Source organism: Providencia sp. PROV004 (assembly GCF_011045615.1).
Classification (GTDB): Bacteria; Pseudomonadota; Gammaproteobacteria; order Enterobacterales; family Enterobacteriaceae; genus Providencia; species Providencia rettgeri.
The window spans coordinates 423,872-447,038 of the sequence record NZ_CP042859.1 but is presented as its reverse complement, the minus strand read 5'-3'; the positions used below and the strand labels follow the sequence as shown (position 1 = coordinate 447,038).

The following is a 23,167-nucleotide window of genomic DNA, read 5'->3' as shown; positions in this document are numbered from 1 at the left end:
TTTTTTACTGCCCTCTAATCACCTTGTTGGTTTGTTGATACATTAGGCAACTGCGAGGTCTTTTCAAATAACTTAAATTTTTGCATATCACGGTACTTTTCAATAAGTGCCAACGCGATAGCCTCTGTTTCAGCATCCGCTTGTCCTTCAATATCTCTCGGCCGGAAATGCAGTTGGAAAGCACGTAATGTTTCTTTCGTCTGTGAATCTAACTGACCTGATAGAGGAATTGTTGAATAGCCGTAAAAATGAAGGGCTTTTTGAATGCGTAACACGTTTGCAGGCTCATTGGCATTACGCCCCGCCAGAAATTTAGCCACGGTTTTAGGATCTGGCCAAGCCCCTATACCATGTTGAGCAAGACGCTGCCATGGAAATGCCTTGCCTGGATCTTGCTTACGCAGTGGTGCGATATCACTGTGACCAATAATATTTTCTGGAGGAATGTTATAACGCTGCATAATATCTTGGAGGAGAGGGATCAACGCAACAATTTGTGCTTCATTATAAGGAGCCCAATATCGTTTTCCTTTTACATCTTTTTGTAATCCAGCATTGACGATTTCAATCCCAATAGAAGTATCATTCAAACCATTATGGTGTAACCAATAACTTTCACCTGCATGCCATGATTTTAACGACTCAGGAACGAGTTGTAATACAACAGGCCGGCCATTTTTAGTTTCAGGTACACTTGGAATGAGATAGTGAGAACTCACTTGACCTTGTGTTAGTGTGGCTATAGAACGCACATCATCAGAAACGGTGTAGTGAATAATGACATATTGAATACGTTGACTACTATTTTTTGATGGATAACGGTTATCGAGATAGTACCCCTTGTTCGAGGCTGAACAGCCTAATAGTAAAAAGGCAAATAATATCCCTATATATTTGAACATCGAACCATAACCTTACTCTATTGTTGATTAAGCTTTATTTAAGCATTCTGTAGTCATCAATACTATCAACTTTCATACATTAACGACAAAACGATGCTTATTATTCATAAGAATATAGTCAAAACGGTGAAATAACTGTTCAAATACATAGTGTTAACACCTTCTTAGTTCATATTAGAAACAAAAAGTTTTCATTATTCTGTAGAAAGTTCCTCTTGCATTAAAAAGTAGGAGATATCACAAAAACAGAAGCAAGTACTAGAAAAATTATCATTATGAGTTCCAACAAATTCATCGACCATTAAAATAAAGATAAATTGATTATTTTTATTTCTAGAAGCTGATTTTAAATTATTTTCAATTTTAAGTAGTTATCATAAAAATGATTTTCCATCGACTATGCTAAATTAATCGTTTAGTTCTCTGTAACGTATAAGTTATAAAATATTTTCTTATACTAGCGATTTCTAAAAAGAATAAGGTAATTCATAAAATTTTATAAAGAGAAATAAAAAATAACCTTACTTAAATTACTGCTAGCTCATTTTTTCATACTCAACCTGCTTAGCAATTATTTTAGTAACTTCATTAATATCAATATCTAAAAAAATGACAATTTCAATTAGTTTATCTAAGCTCAATTTATTAATACCTAATTCATACCGTGATACCTGCTGTTGACTCAAATGAATAATTGAGCCTAACTCATTTCCTGACAATCCCTTACTCACTCTAGCCTTACGTAAATGATTACCTAATAATGCATAAACATTTTTCTTTTTAGCTATATGCATAACCATCTCCTAAATTTAAATAAGAAAAATAATTTAGCTAGTATTATTCATTATAAAATTAACCATAACTATTTAAAATAGTTACGAGTAATCAAAAAGCACAAGATTGATAGGCAAACATCATTTTTATATACAAAAGAAAAAGAACTAAGTAATATTTATAAAGTAATTCATTGCTTTATAACAGTTTTTTCATTTTTTTAATAAAATTATATTCCTATATGTTTATTTTTACCAAATCGATAATTTAATATATTTTTACATTTTAAATGTTATTAGTAATAATTAGTAACTAATAAAAATAATTATATGTTTTTTATTATTAAATAATTTCCACTTTATATGTTAAATTTATACATACATAAAAACTGGATTTACTCATTTTTTATATCAAAAAAATAGATTAATAATTTATTTTATTATTAATAAATTCAAAAAATCAGGCTAATAATCTGATTTAGGTCTAAAAATAACAATCCCAGCCTTCCCTTTTAAATAAATATTCAGTTCAATATCAATGACCTGAAAATTTCTACGCAATGAGGACGCATTTCTAAATATTGTTTTCTTCCCTTTACGTATTACAACCCCAACATGGCTTACATCTAACCCATAATTTCCTGAATAAATACCAATGTAATCCCCCGTTTTTAATCTTAATAATAAATCATCATCCACATACTTAGCTGGAATATAGTTAATTGACCTATTCTTGATGGGTAATCCCGATATATATCTCTGATCATGATATTTTAAATTAAGTTGTTTATTTACCTTAACAGCATGTGAACTTATTTCACTGGTAATATCTGCCACAATAGCTTCAGGTTCTTGCGCCCAATCAGAAAAAAAATGCCGACGATGTTTAAAGGTGATATTTTGGTTGATATACCTAATATTGGTTAAATTTAACACAAACTGTTCATAGTTTTTCGAACGCTTAAAAGCCTCGATGTACTCTATGAATGTCATACAGTCCATCTCTTTCAAATTAATCACTAATTCTTCGGCTAAGAGTGGGCTCATATTCAATGTTTGTTTATTGTAAGGTGTGGCTAAAAAGTATTGAGTCAATGCATCAATTTTTTCTGCCTGTGAGGCATTGTGTAATTGCATTTCAGTTTGCTTATTAAAAACTTCAGTTAAAATGTTATATGACCCGGAAGCTAAAACAACCTCAGCCTTAACAAAATTTGCCAACAACAATATAAATGCAGCTGTAGCTAGCCTTAACATTCTGCCACTCTTCTCATTAATACAGCCTAACCTTCGACAATTATCTAATTGAATTTTGATGATAAAATAACCAAAAAAGCCACTATAGCATGCTTATTTGCCTATTTCCTACCCTATCCATACCATATTACAAATTTGATTCAGATCACAGATAGCTTCGAATATTCATTTTCTATATTGCAACGCCTTCGCTTTCATTGAACAATGTTACCGGTAACATTGATGCTATAGTACTAGAGTAAATAACGATAGGCACAACCCAAATTGACTTGCAGTTTGATTCATCTTTTTACTGCACTATGGAGCAATTATCATGAGCGTGACCACCTCTAAAGAGACAAATCCTTCGGTGATCAATAAAGAACTTGATCGCATCACTCAACGTATCATCTCTCGTTCAGTGAAGACTCGAGCTGCTTACCTCAAAAAAATAGAGCAGGCTCGTAGTATGACCGTCCATCGAGCATCACTCGCTTGTGGTAACCTTGCCCATGGCTTTGCAGCATGCCAAAGTGAAGAAAAACAAATTCTTAAAAGCATGACTCGCTCTGATATTGCTATCATCAACTCCTACAATGATATGCTTTCAGCGCATCGCCCCTATGACAAGTACCCAGAACAACTCAAAAAAGCATTATTAGAAGCAGGCTCAATTGGCCAAGTCGCTGCAGGTGTTCCCGCAATGTGCGATGGTGTAACACAAGGTCAAGATGGGATGGAGCTATCGATGCTAAGTCGAGATGTCATTGCAATGTCAACCGCCATTGGCCTATCCCATAATATGTTTGATGGCGCACTCTATTTAGGTATTTGCGACAAAATTGTTCCAGGTTTAATGCTTGGCGCACTTTCATTTGGCCACCTTCCTGCGATATTTGTCCCAGCAGGCCCAATGGCAACAGGCTTACCAAATAAAGAAAAGGTTCGCATTCGCCAGCTGTATGCTGAAGGCAAAGTTGATAGACTCGCCTTATTAGAAGCGGAAGCTGCGTCTTATCATGGTATCGGCACTTGTACTTTTTATGGTACTGCCAACTCAAATCAAATGATGATGGAAGTGATGGGATTACATCTCCCCGGCGCATCATTTGTACCACCTGATTCTCCACTACGAGATGCATTAACAGAAGCTGCCGCACGACAAATTACGCGTTTAACTGAACAATCAGGTCAGTACTTACCTATCGGTCAACTGGTTAACGAAAAAGTGATTGTCAACGGCATCGTCGCATTACTTGCAACAGGCGGCTCAACTAACTTGACCATGCATCTTGTGGCTATAGCTAGAGCTGCTGGGATCATTATCAATTGGGATGATTTCTCCGATATTTCTGCCATTGTTCCACTTATTTGCCGTATCTATCCTAATGGCCAAGCGGATATCAACCAATTCCAAGCCGCAGGTGGCGTCGCTTTGCTTATCCACCAGCTATTGCAAAAAGGTTTATTGCATAATGATGTTCATACCGTCTCAGGATTTGGGCTGGCACGTTATACTATGGAACCATGGCTAAATAATGGTCAACTAGAATGGCGAGAAGGCCCTAAAACCTCATTCAATCCTGAAGTTATTGCTGAAATAGACCGCCCTTTCTCACCTCATGGCGGTACAAAATTACTCTCAGGGAATTTAGGACGCGCTGTGATGAAAACATCAGCAGTTCCTGAAGAAAATCAAATCATTGAAGCTCCAGCAGTCGTATTTAATAACCAAAATGAGATCGCAGCGCACTTTGAAGCTGGCGAACTCAATAAAGATTGTATCATCGTTGTCCGCTTCCAAGGACCATCTGCAAATGGTATGCCTGAGCTTCACAAGCTAATGCCACCTCTTGGTGTCCTTATGGATAAAGGCTACAAGGTCGCGCTAGTCACTGATGGTCGCTTATCCGGTGCATCCGGCAAAGTACCATCCGCAATTCATGTCACACCTGAAGCTTACAATGGCGGATTGTTAGCAAAAGTAAAAAATGGCGATATTATTAGGGTAAATGCATTGACTGGGGAATTACAATTACTGGTTGATGAAGAAGAACTCAATAAGCGCCAACCCTTTGAAGCTGATTTAACTGCTGAACATAGTGGGTGTGGAAGGGAACTTTTCGGTGCGTTAAGAAGACACTTATCAGGTGCCGAAGAAGGCGCTTGTAGCATTGATTTTTAATCTATTTTCATTGAATAGGAATAGAAAATGAATAATTGGAAAATAACCGCTGAAAGCGTATTAAAACAAGGCCCTGTCGTCCCTGTTATTGTTATAAAAAAATTAGAACAAGCGGTTCCTCTTGCAAAAGCACTAGTCAAAGGTGGCATTAAAGTTTTAGAAGTCACTTTACGTACTGAATGTGCTATTGATGCTATTCGCCTCATTGCCAAAGAAGTACCTGAGGCGATTATTGGCGCGGGTACTGTTATCAATGCAAAACAACTCGCTGAAGTCACTGAAGCGGGAGCACAATTTGCAATTAGCCCCGGCTTGACGGATGAATTACTCAATGCCGCTACCAAAGGAAATATTCCTTTAATCCCTGGTATTTCAACTGTTTCTGAGCTTATGCTTGGTATGCAATATGGCTTAAAAGAGTTTAAATTTTTCCCAGCGGAAGCCAACGGTGGCGTTAAGGCGCTAAAAGCTATTGCCGGCCCTTTCTCACAAGTCAAATTTTGCCCAACGGGTGGAATATCACTCGCTAATTACCTTAGTTATTTAGAGCTAGATAGTGTTCTGTGCATTGGCGGCTCTTGGTTAGTTCCTGAAGAGGCTTTGAATTCAGGTAATTACGAAAAAATCACCCAACTTGCACAAGAGGCTGTACAAGGCGCAAAAAAATAACGACACGAAAAACGACTCAGTCCCTTGCTGGGTCGTTTTTAACTGCCTTTAATGAATACTATTATAATTATGCAACCTCATTGAAGTTATGACAAAAACGTAATTCTTCACGGTAGGCATAAACATCTTCTACGTGCCCCGCTAAAATCCTATTTTGTAACTTTTGCCAATAATCTGCTGAAAATAAATCTGCGTGATATTGTTGCAAGTAATGACGAATTTTCTCATTTTGGCAAATAAAAGAAGCAAACTCTTCGGGGAAAACATCTTGCTCCCCAATGCTATACCATGGCTCACCAGATAACTCTTGCTCAGGGTATAATGGCTCCGGAATTTTACGAAAATTCACTTCAGTCATATAACAGATTTCATCATAATCGTAAAAAACAACACGCCCATGCCGCGTTACCCCAAAGTTTTTAAATAACATATCTCCAGGAAAAATATTTGCAGCCGCTAATTGCTTAATCGCCCAGCCATATTCATTTAATGCATTATGCAATTGTGTATCAGAGGCATTATCCATATAAATATTCAATGGGATCATCTTTCTTTCCATATACAGATGACGAATCAATATGTTATCACCTAAATCTTCAATTTGAGATGGAGCCTCTTTCAATAACTCCGCCATTAATTCATCACTGATGGAGGATTTACTAATCACAAAATTTTCAAATTCTTGGGTATCCGCCATACGGCCAACTCTATCGTGCTCTTTAACCAAACGATAGCATTCTAAGACCCGTTCTCGTGTTACCTGTTTTTGTGGTGCAAATCGGTCCTTAATAATTTTAAAAACCCGATCGAAAGAAGGCGATGTAAAAACCAGCATCACCATTCCTTTCACACCTGGTGCAACCGTAAATTGCTCTCGTGAAAAATTAATATAGGCGAGATACTCTCTGTAATACTCTGTTTTTCCATGCTTTTGACAGCCAATTGCCATATATAATTCAGCAATTGACTTACTGGGTAAGATCTCCCTCAACCAAAAAACCAGTGCTGCAGGAAAAGGAGCATACACCATAAAATAGGAACGAGCGAAACCAAACACAATACTGGCTTCATCAAACTCGGTTAAACACGTATCAATATAAATGTGCTGACAATCATCATGATGAATAGGAAGTAAGAATGGATAGACCTCATCATTAATATAAATTTTACCAATCAGCCAAGCTGCCTTATTACGATAAAATAGCTCATTTGCGATATGAAAGCTGACTTTCTGGCTTTCAATATCGGAAAATTTTGTTTTTAATACATTGATAATACAATGAATATCTAAATTTAAATTCCGCCATTTTAACCTTAGCGGTAACCCACTTAATATAGTAAACAATAACTCATCTAAATTATTATTAACAAAGTATTCGCGAGCTAGAGGCCTAGGAGCAATAGAAAAGCGTCTCGCAGGCTGAGACGTAAAAATAAATAGGTTATCTTGTGTCAGCTCCCGATGCCGAAATAACCGACAGTAAACAGAATTAAAAAAGCTTTCCGCTATTTCAAACCTTGGGTAATCCGGTAATAAGGTTTTATAAATATTTTTTATCTGTGCCAGTTTATCTGGTGTTAAAGATTGAACTAACCCCATAAACTGTAGCTGAGCGACAACTAAGCCAACATGGTGGTCATACAGTTGAATTCGTCTTTTCATCGCATGCTGAATTGCATGCCAATCTGCTTGTTCAAACCGTTCTTGTGCACCTGAGGTTATTTCAAGAAAACGACCATATTGTGCATCAAACCCTTGTAAAATGGTCTGCGCTATTATCTGTTCTGTCGTCAATATCATAACCACTCCTATTAGAATACAGACTCATTTTGAATAAAAAACAGGCACTAAACGTGCCTGAAAAATTAACAGATATAGCTAACCAACAAAGACACCAGAAACACCGATCAAAAGGAAAATAATCTAACTAGAATTGCTCTTCTTCAGTCGACCCAGTTAAAGCCGTCACTGATGAAGCACCACCTTGAATAACGGTTGTTACTTTATCAAAATAACCTGTTCCCACCTCTTGTTGATGCGAAGAGAAGGTGTAGCCCTTATTCATTGCGGCAAATTCACATTCTTGAACTTTTTCAACATAATGCTTCATGCCTTCACCTTGTGCATAGGAGTGGGCTAAATCAAACATGTTGAACCACATACTGTGAATACCTGCTAGCGTAATAAATTGGAAGCGATAGCCCATTGCTGAAAGTTCATCTTGGAAACGCGCGATCGTGCTGTCATCTAAATTCTTTTTCCAATTAAATGATGGAGAGCAGTTATAAGCTAATAATTTACCAGGAAATTTAGCATGAATAGCCTCAGCGAACTGCCTTGCTGCTTCAAGGTCAGGTTTTGACGTTTCACACCAAACAAGATCTGCATATGGTGCATACGCTAGCCCGCGGCTAATCGCTTGCTCAATTCCTGCTTTGGTACGGAAAAAACCTTCAGAGGTGCGTTCTCCAGTAACAAAAGCCGCATCATAAGCATCGCAGTCTGATGTTAGAAGATCGGCTGCATCGGCATCTGTTCTAGCAACCAAAATAGTTGGTACACCTGAAACATCCGCCGCTAAACGAGCAGCAACCAGCTTCTGAATCGCTTCTTGAGTAGGTACAAGGACTTTCCCACCCATATGACCACACTTCTTAACCGCGGCTAATTGATCTTCAAAATGGACAGCCGCAGCCCCTGCCTCTATCATATTTTTCATAAGTTCGAAGGCATTTAATACGCCACCAAACCCAGCTTCCGCATCCGCGATAATAGGTAAAAAATAATCAATATACTCTTTGTTGTCAGGGCCAATACCATTCGCCCACTGAATTTGGTCTGCACGACGGAAAGTATTATTAATTTTCTTAACGACCGATGGTACTGAATCAACAGGGTAAAGTGATTGGTCTGGATACATACTTGATGAAGTATTTGCATCCGCGGCTACCTGCCAACCTGACAAATAAATAGCTTCAATACCGGCTTTCGCTTGTTGTAACGCTTGCCCACCGGTTAAAGCTCCCAGTGCATTTACATAACCTTTCTTTGAACCACCATGTAATTGCTCCCAAAAGCGTTCTGCACCTTTGCGTGCTAAAGAGTGTTCGATATTCACAGAACCACGTAATTTCACTACTTCTTCCGCAGTATATGGGCGAGTAATACCTTTCCAACGTGGTTTTTTCCATTCACTTTCTAATTGGGCAATTTGTTCTAAGCGCGATGTAGTCATGATCCACTTCCTTTATAAGAATATGTAGGGTTTATCGAATTTTCTATTTACTATGCTTAATCTAATAATTGGTATCCGGGGATAGTTAGGAATTCTATCAGCTCATCCTGCGTTGTTATGCGCCTCATTAATTCCGCAGCCTCACGAAAGCGGCCGCTTTGAAAGCGCTTATCACCAAGTTCTTTTTGGATAACCTGTAACTCTTCATCCAGCATTTCTTCAAATAATGCCTTAGTGACTTTTTCACCGGTAGACAATGTTTTACCGTGGCGGATCCATTGCCAAATTGAAGTACGTGAAATTTCTGCTGTCGCAGCATCTTCCATCAAACCATAGATAGGTACACAGCCATTCCCTGAAATCCATGATTCAATATATTGCACTGCAACACGAATATTAGCCCGCATCCCCACCTCGGTTCGTTCGCCCTCACAAGGCTCTAATAGCTGGTCAGCCGTAATTTCTTCATCGAAATCACGAGATACATGTAGCTGGTTTTGGTGCCGACCAAGTGCTTGATCAAACACATTCATAACGGTATCCGCTAAGCCCGGATGTGCAACCCAAGAGCCATCGTGCCCATTTTTCGCTTCTAATTCTTTGTCCGCTTTTACTTTCGCTAAAATAGTTTCATTTTCTTGAGGATCTTTGCTCGGTATAAAAGCAGACATTCCTCCCATCGCAAATGCGCCACGGCGATGGCACGTTTTAATTAATAAGCGCGAATAAGCACTTAAAAATGATTGTGTCATTGTGACAACTTGGCGGTCAGGCAATACTCGGTCTGCATGCTCTTTCAGTGTTTTGATATAACTGAATATGTAGTCCCAGCGCCCACAATTCAGCCCCACGATGTGGTGACGCATGTGATACAAGATTTCATCCATTTGGAACACTGCGGGTAATGTTTCAATCAGCACGGTGGCTTTAATCGTTCCCCGAGGTATACCCACTAGATCCTCTGCCATACTAAAGACATCGCTCCACCATTTAGCTTCTTGCCAAGACTCAAGTTTTGGGATGTAAAAATAAGGGCCACTTCCTTTTTCTAATAACGCTTGGTAGTTATTAAAAAAGTAAATAGCGAAATCAAATAGCCCACCAGGAATCGGTTTATCTCCTGATAAAACGTGTTTTTCATCTAAATGAAGACCACGAACACGCGCAATCAAAACAGCAGGGTTTGATTTTAATTGGTAGACTTTTCCATTTTCATTGGTATAAGAAATGTCACCGCGAACTGCATCCCTTAAATTGACTTGTCCATCGATCAATTTTTCCCATGAAGGTGAGAGGGAATCTTCAAAATCTGCCATAAATACTTTTACATTGGCATTCAAAGCATTAATAACCATTTTACGTTCAACCGGCCCCGTAATTTCGACACGGCGATCTTGTAAATCCTCAGGAATACCTTGTATTTTCCAATCTGATTTTTTTATGGAATCAAATTCCGAAATAAAATCAGGTAAAGAACCTGCATCTATCTTTTGCTGTCTGAGCACTCTATCTTTTAATAGTTTTTCTCTATGAGGAAGAAACTCTTCAACCAATCTAGAAAGAAATGCAATAGAATCAGTATTTAATACTTGATTATCAAGCTGTTTAATATTCTTTGTGAATGTTAATTCCGATATAGATAATTGCTGCTCCATCGACCAAACCCTCATTCATCGTTGACTATGAATTAAGCATAAGATCAAAATAGAAATAAATCAAAAACGATTTCCATTTTATTTAAATGCAACTTCATTATATTGATAAATATGAGTTTTTAATAAAATTAAAAATTGATTACCCATTCCTTTAACTAGATTAAAATGTTAAATAGTCGTTAAATCAACTAATTATAGAAAACTGCATTTTTAAAATTTTTCTTTGGAAACAAAAAAAGCAGCTAAAAATAGCTGCTTTCAGACTAACTGTGGCTCCACTTTCTACTATATAAGCTTGATTTAAACTGGTAGAACCAGTAAAAAAACTTATTTTATTGCAATTCTTAAATTTATATTTCTTTTTTTAATCTAACGTTGGTTCCATATTCGTAAGATCAAAAGGTGTGATCTGGTACACATAATAATTCAACCAATTTGAGAACAACAAGTGCCCATGACTACGCCAACTCACGATCGGGGGGTTGTTGGGATCATCATTTTTGAAATAATTGCATGGGATCTGAGGAGAAATACCAGCATCTAGATCACGCCAATATTCTTGTGCAAGAGTATCTCCATCATATTCAGGATGGCCTGTCACAAATGCTAAGCGTTTGTCTTTTGACCCAAACAAATAAGCACCAGCCTCCTGTGAACTTGCTAAAATCTCTAGGTCAGTATGCTGTCGGATAAGATCTTCAGGAAAATCAGCGTATCGAGAGTGAGGCGCATAAAATGAGCCATCAAACCCTCTAGTTAATAAAGCGTACGGCTCTAACGTATCATGCTGATAAATACCTGATAATTTTTCTTCTCTTGTCCATTTTGGTAAGTCATACAATACCTTTAAAGCCGCTTGTACAGCCCAACACACAAAAAGGGTTGATGTCACATGTTGCTTCGCCCAAGCTATCACCTTTTCTATTTGCTGCCAGTATAATACGTCATTAAACTCAACTAGGCCTAACGGAGCTCCCGTTACAATTAACCCATCAAAATTTTGATCCTGTATCTCTTCAAAATCACAATAAAAAGTATCCAAGTGCTTTGTTGGAGTATTTTTTGATTCTCGTTGATCAATTCGTAATAGTTGAATATCAACCTGTAATGGTGTGTTTGACAATAAACGGAGAAACTGATTTTCAGTTTCTATTTTTTTTGGCATCAAATTGAGTATTAATACTTTCAAGGGACGGATCTCCTGATGACTTGCTCTTGTTGTTGTCATAACAAAAACATTTTCTTCTCTCAAGAAATTAACTGCCGGTAATTCATCTGGTAAACGAATAGGCATCATTCATCCCCTTTTATCTGTTTATACGTTTAGACTTCTAGAATGCTAAATAATCTAACCAATGTTTTTCATCTTGTCGAGCGTTTCAAGGTTAAATGAAATAATTTCAAGCACTGTAACTTATAGCTTATTTCTAATGATTATATACAACCATTAATCTTTTTATTTTCAATATATTGTATTAGTGACTACTATTTTTATTTACCATAAGCTATTTAAATTTTTCGATAAATTATATCTAAGATACCGTTATTTGATTAGCCTATCAGGTTAGCTTCTATACCACCGACCAAGTTATGGTGATGATTTAATTTCCATTACAAATATGAAATCGGAGTTGTTACTCACTACTGTTGCTCAAGCAATCGAATTCATCGTGGCAATAGGAAAACATCAAAATCATCATATCCATTTGATTTAATTTAAAAATCCCCGCCACATCAACAATATGTGAGCTGTTACTCACTACTTTGTATCTCTAATTAGCATTCACCCTCTAAATACATTGAAGATACAATTTAATTTTTCCCAACTACAACTACACTTCTTATTTCTCCATCGCTTTATATCTAGGTTTTTTATCACCCCATACTCCTTTTCTAACCAAATAGAGGTGAGCTGTTACTCACTACTTTGCCTCAATTAATTCCATTCATTTCGGTGATAAGTAAATCACTAACCCACGATATCCATGGGTTTTACTAAAACTCCGCTCCCCACCAAACAACTTGTGAGCTGTTACTCACTACTTTGTATCGTGAGCTTCCATTGACGGTGGTTATATTCATGATTAATGGCCCTGCGAATAGGGATGAAATTGAAGCAAGTTAAGAGAGTCGAAAAGAAATCTCATCGGTTCATGAAGTAAGAAAGGGAATTGAGCCTAAAAGAATTAGGAGATTGAGAAGTTGGCCACCCACCAAATAACTTGTGAGCTGTTACTTACTACTTTGTATCCCTCAATCACATGCCTCCCCTGAATGCTAATGGTACAACGCCTTGATTTAATTCTCCCCTCTTAACTCCCCATCCCCTTTTGTAGCCCAAATAGAAGTGAGTTGTTACTCACTACTTTGCATCGTGAGCTGCCATTGACGGTAGTTATATTCATGACTAATGACCCTACGAAGAGGAATAACATCAAATAAATTAAGCGAGTCGTTAAAAGAAGAAAGAAGTTGGGAAGTTGGGAAGTTGGGAAGTTGGGAAGTTGGGAAGTTGGGAAGTTGGGAAGTTGGGAAGTTGGGACATTAAGGGGCTTCAACGCTAACATCAACAATTAGTTAGTTTCCCCCAAACGCAAAAAAGCCACCTATTGGGTGGCTTTCTCACTAATTGAATGTCTGGCAGTTCCCTACTCTCACATGGGGAGACCCCACACTACCATCGGCGCTACGGCGTTTCACTGCTGAGTTCGGCATGGGGTCAGGTGGGACCACCGCGCTATTGCCGCCAGACAAATTCTGTGTGTTCCCGTTTAATCTCACTTTCGTGCACTAAACCAGAACATCAATCTCGAACAAGCTGCTGTGTCCTTCACCTTTCGGCTTCTCACGCTCTCTTGAAAATCAACATAATCTCTCTAAAACACCTTCGGTGTTGTCAGGTTAAGCCTCACGGTTCATTAGTATTGGTTAGCTCAACGTATCGCTACGCTTACACACCCAACCTATCAACGTCTTAGTCTTAAACGTTCCTTTAGGACCCTTAAAGAGTCAGGGAAGACTCATCTCAAGGCAAGTTTCCCGCTTAGATGCTTTCAGCGGTTATCTCTTCCGCACTTAGCTACCGGGCAATGCCATTGGCATGACAACCCGAACACCAGTGGTGCGTCCACTCCGGTCCTCTCGTACTAGGAGCAGCCCCTTTCAATCTTCCAACGCCCACGGCAGATAGGGACCGAACTGTCTCACGACGTTCTAAACCCAGCTCGCGTACCACTTTAAACGGCGAACAGCCGTACCCTTGGGACCTACTTCAGCCCCAGGATGTGATGAGCCGACATCGAGGTGCCAAACACCGCCGTCGATATGAACTCTTGGGCGGTATCAGCCTGTTATCCCCGGAGTACCTTTTATCCGTTGAGCGATGGCCCTTCCATTCAGAACCACCGGATCACTAAGACCTACTTTCGTACCTGCTCGAGCCGTCACTCTCGCAGTCAAGCTGGCTTATGCCTTTGCACTAACCGCATGATGTCCGACCATGCTTAGCCAACCTTCGTGCTCCTCCGTTACTCTTTGGGAGGAGACCGCCCCAGTCAAACTACCCACCAGACACTGTCCGCACCCCGGATAACGGGGCTACGTTAGAACATCAAACATTAAAGGGTGGTATTTCAAGGTTGGCTCCATGCAGACTGGCGTCCACACTTCAAAGCCTCCCACCTATCCTACACATCAAGGCTCAATGTTCAGTGTCAAGCTATAGTAAAGGTTCACGGGGTCTTTCCGTCTTGCCGCGGGTACACTGCATCTTCACAGCGAGTTCAATTTCACTGAGTCTCGGGTGGAGACAGCCTGGCCATCATTACGCCATTCGTGCAGGTCGGAACTTACCCGACAAGGAATTTCGCTACCTTAGGACCGTTATAGTTACGGCCGCCGTTTACTGGGGCTTCGATCAAGAGCTTCTCCTTACGGATAACCCCATCAATTAACCTTCCAGCACCGGGCAGGCGTCACACCGTATACGTCCACTTTCGTGTTTGCACAGTGCTGTGTTTTTAATAAACAGTTGCAGCCAGCTGGTATCTGCGACTGGCTTCAGCTCCATCCGCGAGGGACTTCACCTAGCGCCAGCGTGCCTTCTCCCGAAGTTACGGCACCATTTTGCCTAGTTCCTTCACCCGAGTTCTCTCAAGCGCCTGAGTATTCTCTACCTGACCACCTGTGTCGGTTTGGGGTACGATTAATGATAATCTAGAGCTTAGAGGCTTTTCCTGGAAGCGGGGCATGAGCTACTTCATCACCGTAGTGACTCGTCATCGGACCTCAGCATGTAGTGAACCGGATTTGCCTAATTCACCTGCCTACATCCTTAAACCGGGACAACCGTCGCCCGGATAGCCTAGCCTTCTCCGTCCCCCCATCGCAATTATCACCAGTACGGGAATATTAACCCGTTTCCCATCGACTACGCATTTCTGCCTCGCCTTAGGGGTCGACTCACCCTGCCCCGATTAACGTTGGACAGGAACCCTTGGTCTTCCGGCGTGCGGGTTTTTCACCCGCATTATCGTTACTTATGTCAGCATTCGCACTTCTGATACCTCCAGCATACCTCGCAGTACACCTTCACAGGCTTACAAAACGCTCCCCTACCCAACAATATTTACATATCGCTGCCGCAGCTTCGGTGCATAGTTTAGCCCCGTTACATCTTCCGCGCAGGCCGACTCGACCAGTGAGCTATTACGCTTTCTTTAAATGATGGCTGCTTCTAAGCCAACATCCTGGCTGTCTGAGCCTTCCCACTTCGTTTCCCACTTAACTATGACTTTGGGACCTTAGCTGGCGGTCTGGGTTGTTTCCCTCTTCACGACGAACGTTAGCACCCGCCGTGTGTCTCCCGTGATAACATTCTTCGGTATTCGTAGTTTGCATCGAGTTGGTAAGTCGGGATGACCCCCTAGTCGAAACAGTGCTCTACCCCCGAAGATGAGTTCACGAGGCGCTACCTAAATAGCTTTCGGGGAGAACCAGCTATCTCCCGGTTTGATTGGCCTTTCACCCCCAGCCACAAGTCATCCGCTAATTTTTCAACATTAGTCGGTTCGGTCCTCCAGTTAGTGTTACCCAACCTTCAACCTGCCCATGGCTAGATCACCGGGTTTCGGGTCTATACCCTGCAACTTATTCGCCCAGTTAAGACTCGGTTTCCCTACGGCTCCCCTATACGGTTAACCTTGCTACAGAATATAAGTCGCTGACCCATTATACAAAAGGTACGCAGTCACCCCACCCCAAAGCACATTCACTGCTTGTTTTGTGTGTTGGGCGTCGCAAAAAACGCTCCGCCAACGCGTGTTGAATGTCACTTTAAAGTTGTCCTCAACACCAGAAAATGCTTTGGTGGTGGGGCTCCCACTGCTTGTACGTACACGGTTTCAGGTTCTATTTCACTCCCCTCGCCGGGGTTCTTTTCGCCTTTCCCTCACGGTACTGGTTCACTATCGGTCAATCAGGAGTATTTAGCCTTGGAGGATGGTCCCCCCATATTCAGACAGGATAACACGTGTCCCGCCCTACTCGTCGAGTTCACAACACTAACACCTTCGGATACGGGGCTATCACCCTTTACTGCCGGCCTTTCCAGACCGTTCTCCTGATGCTAATGTTGATTAAGACTCTGGGCTGCTCCCCGTTCGCTCGCCGCTACTAGGGGAATCTCGGTTGATTTCTTTTCCTCGGGGTACTGAGATGTTTCAGTTCCCCCGGTTCGCTTCGTTTGACTATGTATTCATCAAACGATAGTGCAACGAATTGCACTGGGTTTCCCCATTCGGAAATCGTCGGTTATCACGGTTCATATCACCTTACCGACGCTTATCGCAGATTAGCACGTCCTTCATCGCCTCTGATTGCCTAGGCATCCACCGTGTACGCTTAGTCGCTTAACCTCACAACCCGAAGGTGTCTTCTTACAACGAGTGACTGTGCTTCATGATTTCGGCGTTAGTCCGTGCGCGCAATGCTCACGCACGTTAAGTACGCTGCGCTTGCTGTGCGCGGGCTGCCTTGAACTCATGTCGCTCGTCGACTCGATAGTTTAAAGTACACTATTCAAGTTGAGATTTTTGAGAGACTCTCACATTGTTTAAGCGATAAACAATGTGCGTTGTTTTCAATTTTCAGCTTGTTCCAGATTGTTAAAGAGCATAATTGTTAAACCAACTATTTACATAATTGGCTTAATCATTATTGGGGACATCGTCTTTCACTCGATATCGGCGCAATTGGCGTCCCCTAGGGGATTCGAACCCCTGTTACCGCCGTGAAAGGGCGGTGTCCTAGGCCTCTAGACGAAGGGGACACGAAAATTCAATTGCAAAACACCGTTTTGCTATTTTCATGTAAGTCTTATCCTCTCGAATAAGTCTCCCACGTAAAGCCATTGCTCTACTTTCTATCAGACAATCTGTGTGAGCACTTCACAAAAACACTTCAATGGTAAGGAGGTGATCCAACCGCAGGTTCCCCTACGGTTACCTTGTTACGACTTCACCCCAGTCATGAATCACAAAGTGGTAAGCGCCCTCCCGAAGGTTAAGCTACCTACTTCTTTTGCAACCCACTCCCATGGTGTGACGGGCGGTGTGTACAAGGCCCGGGAACGTATTCACCGTAGCATTCTGATCTACGATTACTAGCGATTCCGACTTCATGGAGTCGAGTTGCAGACTCCAATCCGGACTACGACGTACTTTATGAGTTCCGCTTGCTCTCGCGAGGTCGCTTCTCTTTGTATACGCCATTGTAGCACGTGTGTAGCCCTACTCGTAAGGGCCATGATGACTTGACGTCATCCCCACCTTCCTCCGGTTTATCACCGGCAGTCTCCTTTGAGTTCCCGACCGAATCGCTGGCAACAAAGGATAAGGGTTGCGCTCGTTGCGGGACTTAACCCAACATTTCACAACACGAGCTGACGACAGCCATGCAGCACCTGTCTCAGAGTTCCCGAAGGCACTAAAGCATCTCTGCTAAATTCTCTGGATGTCAAGAGTAGGTAAGGTTCTTCGCGTTGCATCGAATTAAACCACATGCTCCACCGCTTGTGCGGGCCCCCGTCAATTCATTTGAGTTTTAACCTTGCGGCCGTACTCCCCAGGCGGTCGATTTAACGCGTTAGCTCCGAAAGCCACTCCTCAAGGGAACAACCTTCAAATCGACATCGTTTACAGCGTGGACTACCAGGGTATCTAATCCTGTTTGCTCCCCACGCTTTCGCACCTGAGCGTCAGTCTTTGTCCAGGGGGCCGCCTTCGCCACCGGTATTCCTCCACATCTCTACGCATTTCACCGCTACACATGGAATTCTACCCCCCTCTACAAGACTCTAGCTGACCAGTCTTAGATGCCATTCCCAGGTTAAGCCCGGGGATTTCACATCTAACTTAATCAACCGCCTGCGTGCGCTTTACGCCCAGTAATTCCGATTAACGCTTGCACCCTCCGTATTACCGCGGCTGCTGGCACGGAGTTAGCCGGTGCTTCTTCTGTCGGTAACGTCAATCGTTGATGATATTAGCATCAACGCCTTCCTCCCGACTGAAAGTACTTTACAACCCTAGGGCCTTCTTCATACACGCGGCATGGCTGCATCAGGCTTGCGCCCATTGTGCAATATTCCCCACTGCTGCCTCCCGTAGGAGTCTGGGCCGTGTCTCAGTCCCAGTGTGGCTGATCATCCTCTCAGACCAGCTAGGGATCGTCGCCTAGGTGAGCCATTACCTCACCTACTAGCTAATCCCATATGGGTTCATCCGATAGCGCAAGGACCGAAGTTCCCCTGCTTTGCTCCTGAGAGATTATGCGGTATTAGCTACCGTTTCCAGTAGTTATCCCCCTCTATCGGGCAGATCCCCATACATTACTCACCCGTCCGCCGCTCGTCAGCGAGAAGCAAGCTTCCCCTGTTACCGCTCGACTTGCATGTGTTAGGCCTGCCGCCAGCGTTCAATCTGAGCCATGATCAAACTCTTCAATTAAAAAGCTTGATGCTCAAAGAATGTTTACTGTCGTTTGATTTCCGAAGAAACCAAATTACCTATTAGTTCATATATATGAATTAACGTGTTAGTCACTCTTCAAGACTTAAAATCAAATATTTTTTTGATAGTGTCCTGTGAGTGCCCACACAGATTGTCTGATAAATTGTTAAAGAGCGTTGCGACTAAATCTGTTGATTTTCGACTTCGAGGTCGTTGTCGCGAGGAGGCGTATAATACGTTTTCCTCTGTGAGAGTCAAGCAATTTTTTGCTTTTTCTTTTCAGAATCTCTCGCTGCCGTTTCAGTGTTCACCGCGCTTTGCGTTGTCTTGTTCCCGGTCAGTGGTGGCGCATTATAGGGAGTCAGAAAAATCTGGCAACCCTTTTTTTGCATTTTTTTATTCAACTGCTGCATTCCACAGCAAAACCCCTACTTATACTGACTTATGCACGAAGTTATCCACAACCTGAAAATAATTTTAAAATTATCGCGCATTACGCAAACGTTTGCGTTACAATTGATTCGAAATTTCAGCATTGATTTTGTTTTTATGTTCTGAAATTGTTAGTGACTTATATATTGTTATAGAGAAAGTTGGCAAATTCCGCTTTGCTTTCATCAATAGATATAATAGGTATATAAGAAAAGCTCGTTGAGTTTTTCACTGACTGATATTCGTTATTGCCTTATTTATTCAAATCCAAGGGATCTATCTCATGCAACTGCTTCGTCCTATTCGTCGTGCCCTGCTTAGTGTGTCTGATAAAACAGGGGTTGTTGAATTCGCTAAGGCGTTATCTCAACGTGGTGTTGAGCTCCTATCTACCGGCGGTACTGCAAAGTTACTCGCTGAGTCAGGACTAAACGTAACTGAAGTTTCAGATTACACAGGGTTCCCTGAAATGATGGATGGCCGAGTAAAAACATTGCACCCGAAAGTGCATGGCGGAATTTTAGGTCGTCGTGGTACGGATGATGCCATTATGCAACAGCATGATATTGCACCGATTGATATGGTCGTTGTTAATCTATATCCATTTGCCCAAACCGTGGCAAAACCAAATTGTACCCTTGAAGATGCTGTAGAGAATATTGATATCGGCGGCCCAACCATGGTGCGCTCCGCGGCTAAGAACCATAAAGACGTAGCAATTGTAGTAAATAGTAATGACTATCAAATCATTATTGATGAAATGGATAACCACGAAAACTCACTCAATTGGTCTACGCGGTTTGACCTCGCAATTAAAGCTTTTGAACACACTGCAGCTTATGACAGCATGATTGCGAATTACTTTGGTGAATTAGTTGCCCCTTATTATGGTGATACGACCCAGCCTTCTGGCCGTTTCCCTCGCACCTTGAATTTAAATTTTATTAAGAAACAAGACATGCGTTACGGAGAGAACAGCCATCAAGATGCCGCTTTTTATATAGAAGAAAACCCAAAAGAAGCGTCTATTGCAACTGCTCAGCAGATCCAAGGTAAAGCCCTGTCTTATAACAATATCGCTGATACCGATGCAGCTCTTGAATGCGTTAAATCATTCGAAGAGCCTGCTTGTGTCATTGTTAAACATGCAAACCCTTGTGGTGTCGCTATCGGTGATTCGATTCATGCTGCTTATGATAACGCATTCAAAACTGATCCAACTTCTGCTTTTGGCGGCATTATCGCTTTCAATCGTCAATTAGATAAAGAAACTGCTCAAGCCATTATCGATCGCCAATTTGTGGAAGTCATTATTGCGCCTTCTGTTGCTAAAGATGCACTACCTATTCTTGAGACTAAACAAAACGTTCGCGTACTTGAATGTGGCGAATGGAGCAAACCAGTTACAGGATTAGACTTTAAACGTGTGAATGGTGGTTTATTGGTACAAGACCGTGACTTAGGTATGGTTGAAAAGGAAGCGCTACGTGTAGTCACAAACCGCCAACCTACAGAGCGTGAATTAAAAGATGCTATGTTCTGCTGGAAAGTCGCGAAGTTTGTGAAATCGAATGCGATTGTTTATGCCAAAAATGACATGACCGTTGGAATTGGTGCAGGGCAAATGAGCCGTGTCTATTCTGCAAAAATTGCAGGTATTAAAGCCGCTGATGAAGGTTTAGAAGTCGCTGGCTGTGCAATGGCCTCAGATGCCTTTTTCCCATTCCGCGATGGTATTGATGCCGCAGCTGCTGTTGGAGTAACCTGTGTTATCCAACCAGGTGGTTCTATCCGTGATGATGAAGTCATTGCGGCGGCAAATGAACATGGTATCGCCATGATTTTCACTAATATGCGTCATTTCCGTCACTAATTATTAGGAGTCTAGTAATGAATATTTTGATTATTGGTGGCGGCGGCCGTGAACATGCCTTAGCTTGGAAAGCGGCTCAATCCCCTTTAGCAAATAAAGTGTATGTTGCCCCAGGCAATGCAGGCACAGCATTAGAGCCGACCCTTGAAAACGTCAATATTTCGGCAACTGATATCAATGGATTGCTTCAATTCGCCAAAGATAAGCAAATTGGTTTAACTATTGTCGGCCCTGAAGCACCATTGGTTATTGGTGTAGTCGATGCGTTTAAGGCTGCTGGCTTAACTATTTTTGGCCCAACCCAAGGTGCTGCACAGCTTGAGGGTTCAAAAGCATTTACCAAAGATTTTTTAGCTCGTCATCATATTCCTACTGCGGCTTATGAAAATTTTACTGAAATTGAACCTGCTTTAGCTTACTTAGATAAAGTAGGCGCACCAATCGTGATCAAAGCAGATGGGCTTGCTGCAGGTAAAGGGGTTATTGTTGCAATGACTCTGCAAGAAGCGAAAGAAGCTGTTCATGACATGTTAGCAGGGAATGCCTTTGGTGATGCAGGCCACCGTATCGTGATCGAAGAATTTCTTGATGGTGAAGAAGCGAGTTTCATCGTTATGGTAGATGGTGAAAATGTCATTCCAATGGCGACTAGCCAAGATCACAAACGTGTTGGTGATGGTGATACTGGCCTAAATACTGGTGGAATGGGCGCTTACTCCCCAGCGCCTGTTGTGACAGATGAAATACATAAACGCGTAATGGAACAAGTCATTTACCCTACAGTTAAAGGTATGGACCAAGAAGGAAATCGCTACCAAGGCTTCTTATATGCAGGTTTAATGATTGATAAAGCAGGTAACCCAAAAGTTATCGAGTTTAACTGCCGTTTTGGCGATCCTGAAACTCAACCTATTATGATGCGCTTGCAATCGGACTTAGTCGCTTTATGTTTAGCTGGCGCGAAAGGTGAGTTAGCAGGTAAAGATTCATTATGGGATGAACGCCCTGCTTTAGGGGTAGTAATTGCTGCAGGTGGTTACCCAGGTGATTACCACAATGGCGATGTAATTTCAGGTTTACCAACCACTGAAGCCACGGATAGTAAAGTTTTCCATGCTGGTACTCGCATGAAAGATGGAGAAGTCGTGACTGCCGGTGGTCGCGTCCTATGCGTAACAGCATTAGGTAATGATATTGCTAAAGCACAAGCCAAAGCTTATGAAGTCGCCAAAGCGATTCACTGGAATGATAGCTTCTACCGCAACGACATCGGCTACCGCGCTATCGCTCGTATAAAATAATACAAAGTACTAAACCATTCCCTGAGCTGATAAGAGGAAACTTTTATCAGCTTTTTTATTTTCTATTTTTTGAATTTGTTTTTGCCTTTGACCATTCACACAGACAATGGCTCTAAGTATTTCGAATCACAGCAAAGCTGCAAGAGAGAGAATCTCTAGGAGCATACATAAGTATGTGACTAGAGTGAGCGAACGTAGCAATATAGCTGTGGTTCGAAAGACGACGAGCGATTATTTATAATCTATCTTTAGAAGGTTGCCAGCGGCAAAAATCGGTATCAGCTACCATCAAAAGCTGGTTTCCCTCTGAAGACTCCAACCACGCTAAATTTAGCTGGGAATGCCACACTTTCGCACGGTTTTGTAACCACTTTTCAGCATAGGGTTCAAAAGTCACTTCGCGTACATCACCCTCACAGGTGGTCACTTTGCCTTGTTGCCAGCGACCTTGATAGAGTTTGACGCCGCCGACAATCAGTGCAGTGTTTGTCTCGAGTATGCGTTCTGCTTCAAAGCGCCAACGCGTGATTTCATCAGCCGAAAGTGATGTTTTATGGCCATCTTGAGCACGCTGCATAAAAATAACGTCATTATTTTTATCGAAACGTAATTGTTCAGTGATATCACCATTTTTTTGATTCAAGATTTGGCTACGAATTTGCCAGAGGTTACCAGAGCGGTACTCGAAGAAATTAACGGAAGTGTCTGTGCCTTTATAGGGGCTATAAACCACCATTAAGACCAGAGGTTGGCTTTTTGCATTATTTAGCCGCCACATACGAATGACGCCATCATCGGCAATAAAACCGCTTGCACTAAACTCAGGTAGCTTTGGTGCATTAGAAGAACAGGCGCTTAGCATTGAGATGGCTCCCAATACCAGCAACCCTTTTTGA

13 protein-coding genes, 1 tRNA gene and 3 rRNA genes are annotated in these 23,167 nt (G+C 41.6%); 4 read left to right on the top strand and 13 right to left on the bottom strand.

The genetic code is table 11. The features are described 5' to 3' along the window. Positions 1 to 14 precede the first annotated feature (14 nt). The 3 genes from FVA69_RS01970 to FVA69_RS01960 form a co-directional block, all read right to left on the bottom strand. Entirely contained in the window at positions 15 to 902 is an 888-nt protein-coding gene (locus FVA69_RS01970) for an N-acetylmuramoyl-L-alanine amidase (protein WP_109913082.1), read from the bottom strand. Between the two features lie 536 nt (positions 903 to 1,438). Next, positions 1,439 to 1,696 (bottom strand): helix-turn-helix domain-containing protein, encoded by a 258-nt coding sequence (locus FVA69_RS01965; RefSeq protein ID WP_004915254.1) that lies wholly within the window; start codon positions 1,694 to 1,696, stop codon positions 1,439 to 1,441. Positions 1,697 to 2,140: 444 nt separating this feature from the next. Then, positions 2,141 to 2,932 (bottom strand): N-acetylmuramoyl-L-alanine amidase-like domain-containing protein, encoded by a 792-nt coding sequence (locus FVA69_RS01960; RefSeq protein ID WP_164528315.1) that lies wholly within the window; start codon positions 2,930 to 2,932, stop codon positions 2,141 to 2,143. Between the two features lie 313 nt (positions 2,933 to 3,245). Here FVA69_RS01960 and edd point away from each other — a divergent pair, with 313 nt between their 5' ends. Then, positions 3,246 to 5,096: a phosphogluconate dehydratase gene (gene edd / locus FVA69_RS01955; protein WP_184957495.1), complete on the top strand. Its 1,851-nt coding sequence runs from the start codon at positions 3,246 to 3,248 to the stop codon at positions 5,094 to 5,096. Positions 5,097 to 5,123: 27 nt separating this feature from the next. Further along, a complete protein-coding gene (locus FVA69_RS01950) occupies positions 5,124 to 5,765 on the top strand; it encodes a bifunctional 4-hydroxy-2-oxoglutarate aldolase/2-dehydro-3-deoxy-phosphogluconate aldolase (protein ID WP_109913084.1) in 642 nt (213 codons plus the stop codon). Between the two features lie 67 nt (positions 5,766 to 5,832). Here FVA69_RS01950 and aceK read toward each other — a convergent pair whose 3' ends face one another. The 9 genes from aceK to FVA69_RS01905 all read right to left on the bottom strand — a co-directional run bounded on the left by aceK (position 5,833) and on the right by FVA69_RS01905 (position 19,078). Continuing rightward, the gene (gene aceK, locus FVA69_RS01945; RefSeq protein WP_109913085.1) at positions 5,833 to 7,566 is read right to left on the bottom strand and encodes a bifunctional isocitrate dehydrogenase kinase/phosphatase; all 1,734 of its coding nucleotides are present in this window, start codon (positions 7,564 to 7,566) and stop codon (positions 5,833 to 5,835) included. A gap of 127 nt (positions 7,567 to 7,693) precedes the next feature. Further along, positions 7,694 to 9,001, bottom strand: coding sequence for an isocitrate lyase (gene aceA / locus FVA69_RS01940; RefSeq protein ID WP_004915268.1), 1,308 nt, complete (start codon positions 8,999 to 9,001; stop codon positions 7,694 to 7,696). 56 nt (positions 9,002 to 9,057) lie between these two features. Continuing rightward, positions 9,058 to 10,656 (bottom strand): malate synthase A, encoded by a 1,599-nt coding sequence (aceB, locus tag FVA69_RS01935; protein ID WP_164528314.1) that lies wholly within the window; start codon positions 10,654 to 10,656, stop codon positions 9,058 to 9,060. Between the two features lie 364 nt (positions 10,657 to 11,020). After that, positions 11,021 to 11,950: a homoserine O-acetyltransferase MetA gene (gene metA / locus FVA69_RS01930; protein ID WP_004915271.1), complete on the bottom strand. Its 930-nt coding sequence runs from the start codon at positions 11,948 to 11,950 to the stop codon at positions 11,021 to 11,023. 1,341 nt (positions 11,951 to 13,291) lie between these two features. After that, a 5S ribosomal RNA gene (gene rrf, locus FVA69_RS01925) occupies positions 13,292 to 13,407 on the bottom strand. A 146-nt stretch (positions 13,408 to 13,553) separates the two neighbouring features. After that, positions 13,554 to 16,571 (bottom strand): 23S ribosomal RNA (locus FVA69_RS01920). A 337-nt stretch (positions 16,572 to 16,908) separates the two neighbouring features. Beyond that, positions 16,909 to 16,984: transfer RNA gene (locus FVA69_RS01915), tRNA-Glu, on the bottom strand. A gap of 138 nt (positions 16,985 to 17,122) precedes the next feature. Further along, positions 17,123 to 18,662: ribosomal RNA gene (locus tag FVA69_RS01910) — 16S ribosomal RNA — on the bottom strand. Together the 16S, 23S and 5S rRNA genes with 1 tRNA gene alongside form the textbook arrangement of a ribosomal RNA operon. Positions 18,663 to 18,919: 257 nt before the next feature. Then, a complete protein-coding gene (locus FVA69_RS01905; RefSeq protein WP_164528313.1) occupies positions 18,920 to 19,078 on the bottom strand; it encodes a hypothetical protein in 159 nt (52 codons plus the stop codon). A gap of 302 nt (positions 19,079 to 19,380) precedes the next feature. Here FVA69_RS01905 and purH point away from each other — a divergent pair, with 302 nt between their 5' ends. Together purH and purD are read left to right on the top strand one after the other, a co-directional pair. Beyond that, positions 19,381 to 20,970, top strand: a complete 1,590-nt coding sequence (gene purH / locus FVA69_RS01900; RefSeq protein ID WP_109913179.1) for a bifunctional phosphoribosylaminoimidazolecarboxamide formyltransferase/IMP cyclohydrolase — start codon at positions 19,381 to 19,383, stop codon at positions 20,968 to 20,970. Positions 20,971 to 20,987: 17 nt separating this feature from the next. Further along, the gene (gene purD, locus FVA69_RS01895) at positions 20,988 to 22,271 is read left to right on the top strand and encodes a phosphoribosylamine--glycine ligase (protein WP_109913180.1); all 1,284 of its coding nucleotides are present in this window, start codon (positions 20,988 to 20,990) and stop codon (positions 22,269 to 22,271) included. 235 nt (positions 22,272 to 22,506) lie between these two features. Here the strand turns inward: purD and FVA69_RS01890 are convergent, their stop codons facing one another. Further along, positions 22,507 to 23,133, bottom strand: coding sequence for a DUF1481 domain-containing protein (locus FVA69_RS01890; protein WP_164528312.1), 627 nt, complete (start codon positions 23,131 to 23,133; stop codon positions 22,507 to 22,509). Positions 23,134 to 23,167: the final 34 nt, after the last annotated feature.